Origin of the sequence: Chitinophaga barathri (assembly GCF_003807585.1) — a bacterium.
GTDB lineage: Bacteria > Bacteroidota > Bacteroidia > Chitinophagales > Chitinophagaceae > Chitinophaga > Chitinophaga barathri.
This window is the reverse complement of the sequence record NZ_RMBX01000002.1, coordinates 259,211-274,314: the sequence shown is the minus strand read 5'-3', so window position 1 is coordinate 274,314 and position 15,104 is coordinate 259,211. Positions and strand designations below refer to the sequence as shown.

The window sequence follows — 15,104 nt, the reverse complement described above, 5'->3', positions numbered from 1 at the left end:
TAGTAATCCTAAACCTGTATTATGAAATGTAACAGCCTCCCTTTGCTTGCTTTAGTGATACTAACGGCCTGCAACAATAAAACAGATAAAAAGACAGAGAAAATGAATGTGACACCACCAGTGGCAGAGAAGATAAAAAAAGAACTGACGGTCCACGGAGACACCCGGATCGATAATTATTACTGGCTCAATGAAAGAGAGAACCCCAAGGTGATCGCTTACCTGGAAGCGGAGAACAAGTATACGGACACGATGCTCAGCCCCGTTAAAAAGTTCCGCGAAGACCTCTTCTCCGAGCTGAAAGGCAGGATCAAGGAAAAAGATGAAAGTGTGCCAGTGTTCAGCAACGGCTACGTGTACTACGTGCGGTACGAAGAAGGCAAGGAATACCCGATCTATTGCCGCAAAAAAGGCTCTGACGCGTCGCCCGAAGAAATATACCTGAATGTGAACGACCTGGCCCAGGGCCACGAATATTACCAGGTAGCCGGCACCAGCATCAGCCCGGACAACAAACTCCTGGCGTATGGCGTGGACACTGTAAGTCGCCGCCAGTATAACATTTACATCAAAAACCTCGAAACAGGCGAAGTATACCCTGACGTAATGGTGAATACCACCGGCGGCAGCACCTGGGCGAAAGATAACAAGACCCTCTTTTATACGTACAAACATCCCGTGACGCTCCGTTCTGAAAAGATCTACCGTCATACCCTGGGTGCCGACCCGAAAAAAGACGTGATGATATTCCATGAAAAGGATGAAACCTACAACACCTACGTAGGCAAAACCAAATCGCGCGACTTCATCGTGATCGGCAGCGGCAGCACGCTTTCTTCTGAATACCGTGTACTGGATGCGGCCAGTCCCACCGGGGAGTTCAAAGTATTTCACCCGAGGGAAAAAGATATGCTGTACGACATCGATCACCGCGGCGATAAATGGTACATCATCACGAACTACGAAGCTAAAAACTTCCGCCTGATGGCCGCACCGCTGGCCAGCACCGGCAAAGCCAGCTGGAAAGAAGTGATCCCCCACCGCACGGACGTGCTGCTGGAAGGCATGGACCTCTTCAACGACTACACCGTGCTTTCCGAAAGAAAAGGCGGCCTCACGCAGTTGCGTATTATGAACAACAACGGCACCGAACATTACCTGGACTTCGGCGAAGCCGCCTACGTGGCCTCCACTTCCTCCAATCCTGAAATGGACACAAAAGTGCTGCGCTACAGCTACACCTCGCTCACTACGCCCAACTCCACGTACGATTACAACATGGACACCAAAGCCAAAGAGCTGAAAAAACAACAGGAAGTGATCGGCGGTTATGATCCGAAGAACTATGTAACAGAACGCATCTTTGCCAAAGCAAAAGACAGCACGCTGGTGCCTATCTCGCTGGTATACAAAAAAGGATTTGAGAAAAACGGTAAAGCGCCGCTGCTGCTCTACGGTTACGGCTCTTACGGCGCCAGCATGGACCCTTATTTCAGTTCCAACCGCATCAGCCTGCTGGATCGCGGTTTCTGCTACGCCATCGCGCACATCCGCGGCGGGCAGGAGCTGGGCCGTGCCTGGTATGAGGACGGTAAGATGTTCAAAAAGAAAAACACTTTCACAGACTTCATCGATTGCGCGGAGTTCCTGGTTGCGAATAAATATACTACCAAAGAACACCTCTACGCCATGGGCGGCAGCGCCGGCGGCCTGCTGATGGGCGCGGTGGTGAACATGCGGCCGGACCTCTTCAAAGGCGTGATCGCGGCGGTTCCTTTCGTGGACGTGGTAACCACCATGCTGGACGAAAGCATTCCCCTAACCACCGGGGAGTTTGACGAATGGGGCAATCCCAAAAACAAGGATTCTTACGAATACATGAAATCCTATTCCCCGTACGACAACGTGGAAGCAAAAGAATACCCGAACATGCTCGTGACCACCGGTCTGCACGACTCGCAGGTACAATATTTTGAGCCTGCCAAATGGGTGGCCAAGCTGCGTGAAATGAAAAAGGGAGAGGAGATACTGCTGATGGAAACAAATATGGAAGCGGGCCATGGCGGCGCCAGCGGGCGTTTTAAAGCGCTGAAGGACGTTGCCCTGCAATATGCGTTCCTCTTCTACCTGGAAGGGATCGAAAAATAAACAATGCACGTCATCATAGAAACGGTAAGGGCTGCCCCATCGGGGCAGCCCTTTTTAACATAAGCATAATTCAGAAATTCGTCGGGGCTTCCGGGCCGGTTAGTCGGTTCACGGAATGGGAAGTTTAAATATGTTTGAACTCTTTAGACACCTTTTTGAGCCTGAAACCTACGGAGATCAAAAAAATTCCCAGGAAAAGCGCATAGATCCCGAGCCACCAGGATATCACCACTACGCCCGCGATAGGTTGCATAAACAGCAATATCCCGAAAATAACCGAAAAGATCCCCGCAACGATCAGCATCCATTCACCGGTGATCTCTTTCCGGAGGCGGATGGCGATGACAATTTCCAGGATCCCCGTAACAACCGACCACAAAGCCACCAGCGTAACCAGGAACAGGGCGGTGATGCCCGGCATGAACAGGGCAATGAGCCCCGCCGCGATCCCGGCCAAGCCTACCAGCACAAACCCCCACCAGCTGCGGTCCGTCTTCATGACCGTGAAGCCGTGAATAAGCGCGAAAATGCCGTCCACCAGCAGGTAGGCCCCCAGGAAGACCACCAGGATGGCCAGTGTAATGGCAGGCCAGATGAAAGCCACCAGGGCAAAAAGTACGGCCAGCACGCCCCTGAGCACCACCAGCCACCAGTATTTCGCAAGTTCATGAATCATAGGGTTACTTTTTAGTTGTAATTGATAACAGTACATATCGGAAAATTGTTCAATAACGATGGTTAAATGCCCGGGCGGAATCCATGGAGTTATGCCCGGGATTTCGTAACTTTGCGGCTTCAAATTCACAAGCCAGGTATGATCAGTGTTAAAAACGTCACGCTTTCTTTCGGCAAACGGGTGTTGTTCGATGAAGTAAATCTCAACTTTACAAAAGGGAACTGCTACGGCGTCATCGGCGCAAACGGGGCAGGCAAGTCCACTTTCCTCAAGATCCTTTCCGGCGAAATAGAGCCGAACAAAGGAACTGTGGAAATCACCCCGGGCGAGCGTATGTCCTACCTCAAACAGAACCATTACGAGTTTGATGAGGTAACCGTGCTCAATACAGTCCTGATGGGCAATAAAAAGCTCTGGGAGATTGCGCATGAAAGGGATTCCATCTATGCGAAGGAAGACTTTACCGAAGAAGACGGTATGCGCGCGGGCGAACTGGAAGCAGAATACGGCGAAATGGGCGGTTATACCGCCGAAAGCGACGCCGGTGTGCTCCTGGGCGACCTGGGCGTGAAAGAAGACCTGCACCAGGCGCTGATGAAAGACCTGAGCGGCGCCATCAAAGTAAGGGTGCTGCTGGCACAGGCCCTGTTCGGCAACCCGGACATCCTGCTGTTGGACGAACCTACGAACCACCTGGACGTGGAAACGATCGGGTGGCTGGAGAACTTCCTGGCTGATTATGAAAACATCGTGATCGTGGTGAGCCACGACCGTCACTTCCTCGACGCCGTGTGTACGCACGTGGCGGATGTGGACCGTGCCAAGATCAAAATATTCACCGGTAACTACACCTTCTGGTACGAATCAAGCCAATTGATCGCGCGCCAGGTGAGCGATAAGAACAAAAAGATGGAAGACAAGCGTAAAGACCTGATGGACTTTATCGCCCGGTTCTCCGCGAACGCCTCCAAATCCAAACAGGCTACTTCCCGTAAGAAAGCCCTGGAGAAACTGGTGATCGAGGACATCGAGCCTTCCAGCCGCAAATACCCCGGCATTATCTTCAAACAGCTCCGCGAAGTAGGGAACCAGATCCTGAACGTGGAGAAACTGGAGAAATCCATCGACGGCCGCAAACTGTTCAGCGACGTGACCTTCTCCGTGAACAAAGGAGACAAGATCGCGTTCCTGTCCAAAGACCACCTGGCCCTCAGCACCTTCTTCGACATCATCAACGGTGATCAGCAGCAGGACAGCGGCAAGCTGGAATGGGGCACTACCGTTACCAAAGCATACCTGCCGGACGACAACGCCCAGTTCTTCACCGGCCAGTACAACCTGATGGACTGGCTGCGCCAGTATGTGCCCGCACACGTTACCGACGTGGATGAGCCTTTCCTGCGCGGGTTCCTCGGCAAAATGCTGTTCAGCGGCGACGAGATCATGAAAAAGACCTCCGTACTGAGCGGCGGCGAAAAAGTACGCTGCATGGTGAGCCGTATGATGCTCCAGGACCCGAACGTGGTGATCCTGGACGAACCTACGAACCACCTGGACCTGGAGTCTATCCAGAGTTTCAACGAAAGCATGAAAGACTTCAAAGGCATCGTGCTCTTCACCACCCATGACCATACGTTCATGCAATCCGTGGCCACCCGCATTATCGAAATCACGCCAAACGGTATCATAGACCGACTGAGCACCTTCGATGAATACCTGGAAGACGAGCGTGTGAGAGCCCTCCGCGCGGAAATGTACGGACAGGCAGTATCAGCATAAAAAATGAAGAATAATAAAATAGAAAGAGCGGACATTACGTCCGCTCTTTTTTATGGGTTACTTTTTTGGGTATTAGCTCTCTTTTTCAGAGATATTTTTCGATTTCTTTCATTTTTGATCTGTCCAGCGGCTTGGTGATATAAGCCATCAATTCCGGCGTTTTGCGTACTTTTTCCAGGTCCTGTATGTTCATGGAAGAAGAACACATAATAATGGGCACATCCTGCGGCAGCTTGTTTTTAAAGCCCCTGAAAGCCTCTATAAAGTCCCACCCGTTCATCCGCTGCATGTTCATATCCAGGATGATCAGGCAGGGCAGGTTGTTCGCCGCAAACGAAGTCAGGTCTTCTATGGCGTCTTCAGCGGAAAGGAACGAGTTCACGCTAACGTCCCATCCCTGCAAACCAAACATCTTCTTTACAATAAAGTGGAAAATCTCATCGTCGTCGATTACATAAACTACTTTATTCGTGTGTTCCATCTCGTGTATATTATCGAATAGCTCCATAAAATAAGTTGGCTTTTCTTCAAATCCCACAGCTTCAAAAGCATTGTTTCCAATTAAATCTTCCTTTTTGCGTATCCGGTAAGCTGGTTCGTAATTTCTTCGCAAAGAAAGTTAATTTTATTTTATTTTCATATATATTTTAATTCCAATAACTAGCTCTTAACAAACACAGAAAAAATGCAAAAAGGGCGCAGCTTGATGCTACGCCCTTTCCTATGAATGTTGGATTGTCTATCCTTAGTTAAACAGGCCGCCCTTTTTCAGGTTCACTTTGCCTGCGCCGATCTTGAATCCACCCTGGTAGATCTCCACGGTGTAATCGCCGGGCTTGAAATCGGAGTTCTGTTTCCAGTCCATGCTTACAGGGGTAGATCCGCCTGCTTCGTAGGATACCAGTTTCTTCACGGTGTACAGTTTTTCTGTACCGTCTTCCAGTGTGAAACGGCCGCTGCCGAGTGCTTCTACCGCGAGGGGAGAACCGTCGGGGGCGGTGATGGAAACAAAGATCTCTTTGTCGCCGGAGGTGGCAATACGGTTGTCCAGGTCAAATGATACCCTCATCATGTCCGCGCGTTTGGCTTTGGTCGTTACTTCTTCCTTGCCGTTGCGTTTTACGTTGATCGGGGCCAGTTTGATGTTGGACGCATGCAGTACGGAACCGAGGTCCACGCGTTTGCCGAGGCTGTCTTTTACAGTGGTCACGGAATCGCGTTCTTTACGTGCTACGTCGCGTTCGCCGGTGATAACGATCTTTTCGCCTTCCAGCCTTTCGATGGTGGCAACATAATTTTCGGTGTTGCTCTTCAGCTGTTCGATGAGCCTGCGCGCTTCAGCGAGTTCGGCGGCAGTCGCATTTTTGTTGCTGAGGATGCTCGTGATACGGCCTTTCATGTCCGCTATTTCTTTATCCTTGCTCTTCACGAGGCTGTCCATGCGGGAATTCTGGGAGATCAGATCATCCAGACGTGCCTGGGCTGCGTCGTATTCAGATTGCAGTTCGTTCCTGGAGGTGCTGAGGGTGTCCAGCTGGTTCTCTTTGGTAACGAGTTCCTTGCTGGTCTGGCTCTTGTCGTAAAACATGTACCCCCATGTTCCCACCAGGGCGGCAATGAGAACGCCGTAGATTATCCCGTTTTTGTTGCTCTTTGGTTTTTCAGGTCCGGAAGTACTGGGCGTACCAGTATTAAAGGTGTTTTCCGCCATAGTGTTCTTTTTTATTTAATTGATTGTTATATGGGTAAAATTTTCTAAAATCCCTAAACGTTAATTTTTACTTAAATTACACGTTTTAAATCCTTTGGCTGTGCTCAATAATGTTGCTCTCGATCAATTACTTCTCTTCGATATAGAAACTACGCCACTCTATTCATCATTTAACCATCTGCCAGAGGAGCTTCAGCGCCTCTGGGAGGAAAAAATTACAAAAACTGCGCCAGAATCTGAAAACCCTTCGGAATCATTTGGCGAAAGAGCGGGTTTATATGCCGAATTCGGGAAGATCGTTTGTATCTCCGTAGGCCTCTTCTTTACGGAAAATGGTCAGTATCAGCTACGTATAAAATCTTTTTACGGTCACGACGAAAAAGAGCTGCTCGCCGGGTTCACAGACCTTGTGGAAAAATTCTCAGCAAAAAATCCCCGCTTCCAGTTCGCAGGGCATAACATTAAGGAATTCGATATTCCCTATATTTGCCGCCGCGCCGTGATCAACAGTCTTCCGCTGCCCGTGGCCCTGCAGATCCACCAGTACAAACCCTGGGAAATGCCCCTGCTGGACACCCTGCAGCTCTGGCGTTTCGGGGATTTTAAAAATTATACCTCCCTCAAACTGCTGGCCGCCGTACTGGGCATACCCACGCCCAAGGACGATATAGACGGCAGCATGGTTGGGAAAGTGTATTGGGAAGAGCAGGACCTGCCCCGGATCGTGGAATATTGTCAGAAGGATGTGCTGACCGTGGGCCAGCTGCTGCTGCGCTTCAAGGGCCTGCCCCTGATGGAAAAAGAAGGCGTATCGGTGGTGTAAAAAGGAAAATTTAAAGGACAGGAAACATGGATTACCAGGATATCATCAAGGATTGGAAAAATAATAAGTTCCGCTCGCTCTACTGGCTGGAAGGAGAGGAGGATTTTTTTATTGACCAGGTGGTGAACTACGCGGAGCACAACCTGCTTAGCGAAGCGGATAAAGGATTCAACCTCACCGTATTGTATGGAAAGGAGACGGACTGGGTCACCGTGATCACCGCCTGCCGCCGTTACCCCATGTTCGCCGAACGCCAGGTGGTGATACTCAAAGAAGCCCAGGCGATGCGCGACCTCCTGAAACTGGAGCCCTATATCGATAAACCGCTGGATTCCACCGTGTTCGTCGTGGCACACAAACAGGGCAAGATAGACGGCCGCAGTAAAATGGCCAAACTCATCAAGGACCGCGGCGTGATGCTATCCACCAAAAAACTGTACGATAACCAATTGCCCTCCTGGGCGGAAACCTACGTCCGCACCCAGGGGCTCGCTATATCGGAGAAAGCCTGCATCCTGCTGGCGGACCATATCGGCAACGATCTTTCGCGCATTGCGAACGAAATCGACAAACTCCTGGTGAACCTCCCGGAAGGAAAAAAGATAGACGAAAGCGACATCGAAAAATATGTGGGCATCAGCAAGGAATACAACGTATTCGAATTGCAGAACGCCATTGGCCAGATGGACATGGTGAAAGTAATGCGCATCGTAAAATATTTCACCGCAAACCCCAAAGCCGCGCCTATCCAGATGCTGATACCGGCTTTGTATAATTATTTCTCCAAAATGAACCTGCTCTTCGGCATCAAGGGCGGGGAGAAGGAAATGGCCGCCGCGCTCGGCGTGCACCCGTTTTTCCTGAAAGATTACACGGCCGCCGCGCGCAAGTTCGGCCCGGAAGGCACGGAGCGCGCCATCCTTTTACTGCACCGGTACAACCTGCGCAGCATCGGCATTGGCGATAGCGGAAATGAAGATGGGGAATTGCTGAAGGAACTGGTGTTCCGGATATTAAGGCCCTGAGCCTACGGCCCCGACGTGATCTCTCTTGCCTGCAGCACGTCGTCTTTCATTTGCAGTACAAGCGCCTCCACGGAATCAAACTTTTTATCGGAGCGGATATATTCCAGGAAATCGACCCGGATTGCCGCGTCGTAAATGTCCTTGTCAAAATCGAGGATGTATACTTCTATGCGCAGTTCGGTACCGTTGAAAGTGGGGCGGGTACCGATGTTCAGCGCGCCTTTGTACCAGTTGCCGCCCACGGATACCGTTACCGCATATACGCCCTGGGCGGGTATCAGTTTGCGGGGATCGTTCAGGCCGATATTGGCCGTGGGGAAGCCCAGCTTGCGGCCCATTTTGTCGCCATGCACTACGGTGCCGTTGATAAAATACGGGTAACCCAGCAGCTCGTCCGCCAGCTGGATGGCGCCTTCCTGGAGGCTTTTGCGGATCTTGGTGGAGCTCACGGCAAGGTTGTGCACTACCTGCTGCGGTATCTCCAGCAGCTGAAAACCGTATTGCTGCTGCTCCGCTTCAAGCAGTTCCAGCCCGCCCTCGCGGTTGTGGCCAAAGCGGTGATCGTAGCCGATGATGATGGTATGGGGGCGGAATGTGCTGATCAGGAAATCTTCCAGGTAAGCCCTGGCGGACAATTCAGAGAAAGCTTTGGTGAAAGGCACCACCACGAGGTGATGGATACCGAATTTTTCCAGCAGGTGGATCTTTTCGTCCAGCGTGGTGAGCAGGCGCACGGTTTTGTCGTGCGGGGCCAGCACTTCACGCGGATGCGGGTCGAAAGTGATGATCACGGTTTCACCGCCGCAGGCCGCCGCCGCTTCCTGCAATTGCTGCAGAATGTACTGGTGGCCGGTATGCACCCCGTCGAAAGTACCGATCGTGATCACGGCATTCCTGAAAACGGGCAATTGTTGTAAATCTCTGTGAACCTGCATGGTTAGATGATCATATTTTCAAAAACGCCGTGCAAATCTAAATGTTTTGAACGGATTACAATACTTTTGCACTTTAATACAGACTAATCAGGACAATCGTGGATCAAAACCTTTACGCCAAAAGAGGCGTTTCACACGGTAAAGAGGATGTGCACAATGCTATCCGCAATATTGACAAAGGGTTATTCCCCCGTGCATTCTGCAAGATCATCCCGGATATACTGGGCGGAGACGCGGAATGGTGCAATATCATGCATGCGGACGGCGCCGGCACCAAATCTTCCCTGGCGTACGCCTACTGGAAAGAAACCGGGGACCTCGGCGTGTGGCGCGGTATTGCGCAGGATGCCATCATCATGAATACGGACGACCTGCTGTGCGTGGGCGCTACGGACAATATACTGCTTTCCTCCACCATCGGCCGAAACAAAAACCTGGTGCCCGGTGAAGTGATCGCGGCCATCATCAACGGTACGGAAGAGATTCTGGAAGAGCTCCGCAGCTATGGCATGGGCATTTACAGCACCGGCGGGGAAACCGCCGATGTGGGTGACCTCGTGCGCACTATCATCGTGGATTCCACGGTTACCTGCCGCATGAAACGCGCGGACGTGATCTCGAACGACCGCATCAAAGCCGGAGACGTGGTAGTAGGCCTTTCTTCCTATGGCCAGGCTACCTACGAAAGGGAATACAACGGCGGCATGGGCAGCAATGGCCTTACATCCGCCCGTCACGACGTGTTTAATAAAACGGTGGCGGATAAGTTCCCGGAAAGTTACGACCCCGGTATCCCTAAAGAACTGGTGTTCAGCGGCAAAAAAGCCCTGACCGATATGATAGATATTCCCGGCTTTTCGCCGGTGACGGCCGGCCGGCTGGTGCTGAGCCCCACCCGTACCTACGCCCCCGTGATCCGCCAGGTGCTGGAGCATTTCCGGGCGGATGTGCATGGCATGGTACATTGCAGCGGCGGCGCGCAGACCAAAGTGCTGCATTTTATCGACAAGCTGCATGTGATCAAGGACAATCTTTTCCCCATCCCGCCGCTTTTCAGCCTGATACAGGAGCAATCCGGCACGGCCTGGAGGGAAATGTACCAGGTGTTTAATATGGGCCACCGTATGGAGCTGTATGTGCCTGAGCATATCGCGGAAGACATCATCCGCATCAGCCAGACCTACAACATCGACGCGCAGATCGTGGGCCGTGTGACAGACAGCCCCGAAAAGAAAGTGACCGTAAAAAGCATTCACGGCGAGTTTGAATACGCATAATCGTTTTTATTGCATAACAAAGGGCCGGTTGATTTTTCTTCAACCGGCCCTTTGTGTTATGTCCCCCACCTGGATTACCTGGTTTTATACACGGCGGTGATCGTATGCTCGCCTTTATTCGACCTAAATACCCTTACAAGCACCATACGGCTGGCGGAAATCTCCCGCAGCGTAAGGATCTCAGGCTCATCCGTATTGTAATCCTTTGTGCTGAGCTGCCTGGTGGCGGCATTGTATGTCCAGTCGCCGGTTTCTTCTGAAGATACCTCGTCATCCCCGCATTTGTTTTTGCCATAATCCTCCACGATCTTGCCGCTGCCCTTAAACATCCTGGCATCGTCTTCCTGGCACTCTTCGAGCAGCACGCTGATACTGTTATCCGGCTTGCCGTCCATATCGAGGTCTACGGCGGGCACTACGGTGGATGACTCATACACCCAGTATTTGTCGATGAAAGGCGCCTGCCGGCCCGCGGAGGGCGCAGTGAACGAAACGGCGGCGGCCAGGCTGGTTATGGCCGCGGCTGTATAGAGCTTTTGCAATATTTTCATAAGGTCAAAAATCAGGTAAATCCGGATGCGTAAGCGCGGTGTGTGCTTCAAGTGTTGGTTTGGAGGGGTGAATGGCCTGATTTTGCGCTTTAAATGCATTTTCCGCGCATCGGCCGGACAATGGCCCGGTAATGCCCTGGAACGGCTCGTAACGGTCTTATATCGGCCTTTAGACCACTGTTGGATGGCCGCACCCCTCTCTTCACACAGGCGACATGCTGGCCTTATTGGCCTTTGGGGCCAGCACCCTTAAAGTTTTCAGTTGAAACACTATCAGCGGCACCTGAAGCATATCAAAAGCATAGCAAGAGCATATCAAAAGCGTATCAAAAGCATACTTACCCCCACCCGCTGCCATTTTGATCGTCCCTTTCAGGCAAAATGACAGCCTTACGCTGCGGCATAAGGGCATTTATCGGCCTTTGACCTTTTTCAGGCAGGCAGCTCGCTGGCTGCCGGGTCTACACCGGGTCTACACCGGGTCTACACCGGGTCTACACCGGGTCTACACCGGGTCTACACCGGGTCTACACCGGGTCTACACCGGGTCTACACCGGGTCTACACCGGGTCTACACCGGGTCTACACCGCAAATCATTGTAAACCTATACCAGGACAAGACCCTATTCCTAAGCAGCACAGAAGTAGCAAACTAGTAGTAAAAGAGTAATAACCGGGTTCAAAGTGCCTGCTCCCCTTTAAATAACAAAAAAGCCCTAAGCAGACGCTCAAGGCTTTGTTAATCAAATATTTATGTGTTTCACTCTAGTTGTGTAGTTTAAATTGCAGGGGCAGGTTGAACTGTACCGATACATTTTCGCCGTGATGTTTACCGGGTGTCCAGTCGGGCATTCCTTTCACCACGCGGATCGCTTCCTGCTCCAGCCCGCCGCCTTTGGGCGCACCGACGGTTTTAATATCCTTTACCACCCCTTTTTCATCCACTATGAACGATACAAAGACGGTTCCCTGGATGTTCTTTTTAGTGGCTTCCTGCGGGTAGCGGATGGTTTTGGAAAGATATTTATTGAGCGCTTCATCACCTCCTTTGTAAGTGGGCGGTTGTTCAACAAAACTGTATATACCCTTCTCGTTTGGTTTATAAATGTCTTTGTCGGGTTTTTCATTTAGCGGGTTCTGGAGCGTGAAGCGGATGGGGAGGTTGAACAGCATATTTACATGGTTCCCGTTCTGTTTGGCGGGGTTCCAGGCTGGCATGGCTTTTACCACACGTATGGCTTCTTCTTCCAGGCCGCCTCCTTTCGGTGCGCCTACTGTCTTGATATTGGTCACATGCCCGTCTTTCGCCACCACGAAGTTCACGAAAACGGTGCCGCTGATGTTCTTTTCAATAGCGCTTATGGGGTAACGGATATTGTTGCTGAGATATTTGCCCAGCGCATCATCCCCACCTTTGAATGTAGGCGGCTGCTCCACCATCGTAAATATTTCTTCATTTTTCGGAATGGTATCAATGGGTGCGGCGATGGGTTGCGCAGCAGGGACAGGGGCCGTTTCGGCAACGGCGGTCACTGCCTTTTTATTTTCCGGAGCTGGCGAATCAGGAGCCACGGCGGCATCGGTGGCTTGTTCCGTTTTGATTTCAGGGGCCTGGACGGGAATACTGAGGTTCTCGCTGAGGCGGTCCATTTTGTCTTCGGTTACAAACGCAAGAGAGCTGAATATCAGCACGGCTACGGGCAGGATGAGTATCCTGCGCAGGTAGCTGAACCGGAAATTACGGGATTGTGTAAGCATAAGGATCCTTCTTTTGATAGGCTGATGTGAAAAATTATTGGTCAGATTAAAAGCAGGGCCGGCCTGTAATGCAGCATGGAGGATGGTTTGCGCGTACGTGGCTACGTCGCCGTTTTCCACGGACCGTTTGTCCGCGATAAATTCATGCACGAGCGAAAGCTCCCGTTTAACGAGATGGAAAAAGGGATTGATCCAGCATACGGCTGTCACGACCTCCATAAAAAGTTTATCGGTACTGTGATTTTCCTGCAAATGCACGATCTCGTGCCGCAGCATCTGCCGGCCTTCTGGCGTGGATGCGCTCATGCCGCTGTTCCAGAAAATAAAACGGAAGAACGAGAACGGCGCGGCGATCTGTTTGGACAGCACCAGCCGGTAAGGCAGCAATGGTTCGATGTGGCTGGTGCGCACGAGTTGCAGTATCTTAAAATATCCCCAGCCGATGCGCAGCACCAGCAGCGAGATTACGATGCCGTACAGCAGGGCGGTGAGGTTGAAATGTTGTACCTGGGGTGCCTGCACGGTAAATACCTGTTCGCGCAGCGTCGCTACCTGTGCCGTATACACGTAGATGTCCGGCGCTTCCGTGCCTGTGAGAGACAGCGGGATGCGCATCAGCGGCACCACGAGGCTCAGTATGGTAATGCCCAGCAGGTAAAAACGGTTCCACTGGTGGAAACGGTTGTTGCGCAGGGCCGCGTGATAATAAGCGTACAGGATGCCTGAGCAAATGATCACTTTAACGAGGTAGGCGAGGAAAGGTGTCATTTTTCCGGGTTTTTGGATTGTTTGATCTGTTGCAGGAGCTTTTCAAGATCGCTCACACTCATGTCTTTTTCTTTCACAAAGAAGGAGACCATATTGCTGAAAGACCCTTCGAAATAACCTGTCACCAGGCTTTTCACCGTTTTGTGGCTGTATTCTTCCTTGCTGATGAGGGCGTAATACTGATGGCTTTTGCCGTACGCCTTAAAGCTTACAAAACCCTTATCCACCAGGATCTTCACGAGCGTGGAGATGGTATTGTAATGCGGCCGCGGCTCGGGCATTTCCTCTACCATGTCTTTCACAAAAGAAGGCCCCAGCTTCCATAATACCTGCATGATCTGTTCTTCTGCTTTTGTCAGCGTTTTCATTGTTTTTTGATTTGCGTGGAGTATCGACTAGTCTCATTTCAAATGTAAAACTATTATTTTAGTTTACAAACTAATTTTATAGTTTTTATGCAATATGCATCACTTACAAGTAATTGGTTATTTTTGGATTTCAAAATGGAAATATAAATGGTGGACCAACCCATAGTTCAACTGACGAATGTAAATGTATACCAGGGCAATTCTTTGATTTTATCGGATGTGAACATCACGGTGAACAGGGGAGAGTTCGTGTACCTGATCGGAAAAACAGGCACGGGCAAATCCAGTTTGCTGAAGACCCTTTACGGAGATCTGCAGTTGCGTGAAGGCAGCGGGCAGGTGGCGGGGTTTGATTTGACGAAGATGGACTGGAAGAAGGTGCCTTACCTTCGCCGGAACCTGGGGGTGGTGTTTCAGGATTTTCAGCTGCTGACAGACCGTACGGTGCACGACAACCTCAAGTTTGCCCTGAAGGCAACGGGTTGGGCGGACCAGTCGCAGATAGAGGAGAAGATAAAGGATGTGCTGGAAAAGGTGGGTTTGGGCACGAAGGGTTTTAAGATGCCGTATGAGCTGAGCGGCGGGGAGCAGCAAAGGGTGGATATTGCCCGTGCGCTGCTGAACAGCCCGAAGCTGATCCTGGCGGATGAGCCTACGGGCAACCTGGACCCGGAGACCTCGGACGGGATCATGCAACTGCTGTTCCGCATCTGCCGGGAAGACGGTACCGCGTTGATCATGGCAACCCACGACTACATTGTATTGCAGAAGTTCCCCAGCCGGGTGCTCCGCACGGAGAACGGGCAGGTGACGGACAATGCTGCCGTAAATTTTGTATAAATAAAGTGCTGGTTTTCAATAAATATGCTTTCCAAATTCAATTTGGAACTTGCCATATTACTTCTTACCTTTGCACCGGAAAAATAGCGAGTTAAAAAATTATTATTATCAAAGATGTCTTACTTAACTGTAGAAAAAAAAGCTAATATTTTCAAAGAATTCGGTGGTAGCGAAAAGAATACCGGTTCTGTGGAAGCACAAATTGCACTGGTAACGGAACGTATCAACAGTATCTCCGCCCACCTGAAGCAAAATAAAAAGGACTTCTCCACTCACCGCGGTCTTATGAAAATGGTAGGACAAAGAAAGCGTTTGCTGTCTTACCTGTCTAAAACCAACCTCTCCGGCTACCGTGCCCTTATTGAGAAGTTAGGTATCAGAAAGTAATCTGAAACTATTTATAGCGCTATTCCCAACTCTTTATAGTTGGGAATAGTTTTTTTGT

The 15,104-nt window shown here is 50.8% G+C and carries 14 protein-coding genes; 7 read left to right on the top strand and 7 right to left on the bottom strand.

All coding sequences use genetic code 11. The features are described 5' to 3' along the window. Window positions 1-21: 21 nt before the first annotated feature. Window positions 22-2,148: a S9 family peptidase gene (locus EG028_RS04285; protein ID WP_120515439.1), complete on the top strand. Its 2,127-nt coding sequence runs from the start codon at window positions 22-24 to the stop codon at window positions 2,146-2,148. A gap of 124 nt (window positions 2,149-2,272) precedes the next feature. Here EG028_RS04285 and EG028_RS04280 read toward each other — a convergent pair whose 3' ends face one another. Then, the gene (locus EG028_RS04280; protein WP_206614389.1) at window positions 2,273-2,824 is read right to left on the bottom strand and encodes an HdeD family acid-resistance protein; all 552 of its coding nucleotides are present in this window, start codon (window positions 2,822-2,824) and stop codon (window positions 2,273-2,275) included. 138 nt (window positions 2,825-2,962) lie between these two features. Here EG028_RS04280 and EG028_RS04275 point away from each other — a divergent pair, with 138 nt between their 5' ends. Beyond that, window positions 2,963-4,603, top strand: coding sequence for an ABC-F family ATP-binding cassette domain-containing protein (locus tag EG028_RS04275; protein WP_120515440.1), 1,641 nt, complete (start codon window positions 2,963-2,965; stop codon window positions 4,601-4,603). An 85-nt stretch (window positions 4,604-4,688) separates the two neighbouring features. Here the strand turns inward: EG028_RS04275 and EG028_RS04270 are convergent, their stop codons facing one another. Then, complete coding sequence (locus EG028_RS04270) at window positions 4,689-5,084, bottom strand: response regulator (RefSeq protein WP_162946305.1); 396 nt, start codon at window positions 5,082-5,084, stop codon at window positions 4,689-4,691. 264 nt (window positions 5,085-5,348) lie between these two features. Then, a complete protein-coding gene (locus tag EG028_RS04265; RefSeq protein ID WP_120515442.1) occupies window positions 5,349-6,314 on the bottom strand; it encodes a hypothetical protein in 966 nt (321 codons plus the stop codon). Window positions 6,315-6,414: 100 nt separating this feature from the next. Between EG028_RS04265 and EG028_RS04260 the strand changes: the two genes are divergently transcribed. Both EG028_RS04260 and holA read left to right on the top strand, forming a co-directional pair. Beyond that, a complete protein-coding gene (locus EG028_RS04260; protein ID WP_120515676.1) occupies window positions 6,415-7,137 on the top strand; it encodes a 3'-5' exonuclease in 723 nt (240 codons plus the stop codon). Between the two features lie 26 nt (window positions 7,138-7,163). Further along, window positions 7,164-8,162, top strand: a complete 999-nt coding sequence (gene holA / locus EG028_RS04255) for a DNA polymerase III subunit delta (protein ID WP_120515443.1) — start codon at window positions 7,164-7,166, stop codon at window positions 8,160-8,162. Between the two features lie 2 nt (window positions 8,163-8,164). Here the strand turns inward: holA and EG028_RS04250 are convergent, their stop codons facing one another. Next, window positions 8,165-9,097 (bottom strand): bifunctional riboflavin kinase/FAD synthetase, encoded by a 933-nt coding sequence (locus EG028_RS04250; RefSeq protein WP_120515444.1) that lies wholly within the window; start codon window positions 9,095-9,097, stop codon window positions 8,165-8,167. A 98-nt stretch (window positions 9,098-9,195) separates the two neighbouring features. Between EG028_RS04250 and EG028_RS04245 the strand changes: the two genes are divergently transcribed. Further along, window positions 9,196-10,374: an AIR synthase related protein gene (locus EG028_RS04245; protein WP_120515445.1), complete on the top strand. Its 1,179-nt coding sequence runs from the start codon at window positions 9,196-9,198 to the stop codon at window positions 10,372-10,374. A 74-nt stretch (window positions 10,375-10,448) separates the two neighbouring features. Here EG028_RS04245 and EG028_RS04240 read toward each other — a convergent pair whose 3' ends face one another. The 3 genes from EG028_RS04240 to EG028_RS04230 all read right to left on the bottom strand — a co-directional run bounded on the left by EG028_RS04240 (window position 10,449) and on the right by EG028_RS04230 (window position 13,819). Then, window positions 10,449-10,925: a hypothetical protein gene (locus EG028_RS04240; RefSeq protein ID WP_120515446.1), complete on the bottom strand. Its 477-nt coding sequence runs from the start codon at window positions 10,923-10,925 to the stop codon at window positions 10,449-10,451. Between the two features lie 765 nt (window positions 10,926-11,690). Beyond that, on the bottom strand, window positions 11,691-13,451 hold the full coding sequence (locus EG028_RS04235; RefSeq protein WP_120515447.1) for a M56 family metallopeptidase: 1,761 nt from the start codon (window positions 13,449-13,451) through the stop codon (window positions 11,691-11,693). Continuing rightward, on the bottom strand, window positions 13,448-13,819 hold the full coding sequence (locus EG028_RS04230; protein ID WP_120515448.1) for a BlaI/MecI/CopY family transcriptional regulator: 372 nt from the start codon (window positions 13,817-13,819) through the stop codon (window positions 13,448-13,450). Before EG028_RS04230 ends, EG028_RS04235 begins: the two co-directional genes overlap by 4 nt. Window positions 13,820-13,966: 147 nt before the next feature. Here EG028_RS04230 and EG028_RS04225 point away from each other — a divergent pair, with 147 nt between their 5' ends. After that, complete coding sequence (locus EG028_RS04225) at window positions 13,967-14,659, top strand: cell division ATP-binding protein FtsE (RefSeq protein ID WP_120515449.1); 693 nt, start codon at window positions 13,967-13,969, stop codon at window positions 14,657-14,659. Between the two features lie 114 nt (window positions 14,660-14,773). Beyond that, window positions 14,774-15,046: a 30S ribosomal protein S15 gene (gene rpsO, locus EG028_RS04220; protein ID WP_120515450.1), complete on the top strand. Its 273-nt coding sequence runs from the start codon at window positions 14,774-14,776 to the stop codon at window positions 15,044-15,046. Window positions 15,047-15,104: the final 58 nt, after the last annotated feature.

Bases quoted from the DNA above. Each gene is read 5' to 3' on its own strand.
- rpsO (WP_120515450.1), top strand. From the start codon at position 14,774: ATGTCTTACTTAACTGTAGAAAAAAAAGCTAATATTTTCAAAGAATTC.
- holA (WP_120515443.1), top strand. From the start codon at position 7,164: ATGGATTACCAGGATATCATCAAGGATTGGAAAAATAATAAGTTCCGC.
- EG028_RS04230 (WP_120515448.1), bottom strand. From the start codon at position 13,819: ATGAAAACGCTGACAAAAGCAGAAGAACAGATCATGCAGGTATTATGG.
- EG028_RS04240 (WP_120515446.1), bottom strand. From the start codon at position 10,925: ATGAAAATATTGCAAAAGCTCTATACAGCCGCGGCCATAACCAGCCTG.
- EG028_RS04285 (WP_120515439.1), top strand. From the start codon at position 22: ATGAAATGTAACAGCCTCCCTTTGCTTGCTTTAGTGATACTAACGGCC.
- EG028_RS04270 (WP_162946305.1), bottom strand. From the start codon at position 5,084: ATGGAACACACGAATAAAGTAGTTTATGTAATCGACGACGATGAGATT.
- EG028_RS04250 (WP_120515444.1), bottom strand. From the start codon at position 9,097: ATGCAGGTTCACAGAGATTTACAACAATTGCCCGTTTTCAGGAATGCC.
- EG028_RS04235 (WP_120515447.1), bottom strand. From the start codon at position 13,451: ATGACACCTTTCCTCGCCTACCTCGTTAAAGTGATCATTTGCTCAGGC.
- EG028_RS04225 (WP_120515449.1), top strand. From the start codon at position 13,967: ATGGTGGACCAACCCATAGTTCAACTGACGAATGTAAATGTATACCAG.
- EG028_RS04280 (WP_206614389.1), bottom strand. From the start codon at position 2,824: ATGATTCATGAACTTGCGAAATACTGGTGGCTGGTGGTGCTCAGGGGC.
- EG028_RS04265 (WP_120515442.1), bottom strand. From the start codon at position 6,314: ATGGCGGAAAACACCTTTAATACTGGTACGCCCAGTACTTCCGGACCT.
- EG028_RS04275 (WP_120515440.1), top strand. From the start codon at position 2,963: ATGATCAGTGTTAAAAACGTCACGCTTTCTTTCGGCAAACGGGTGTTG.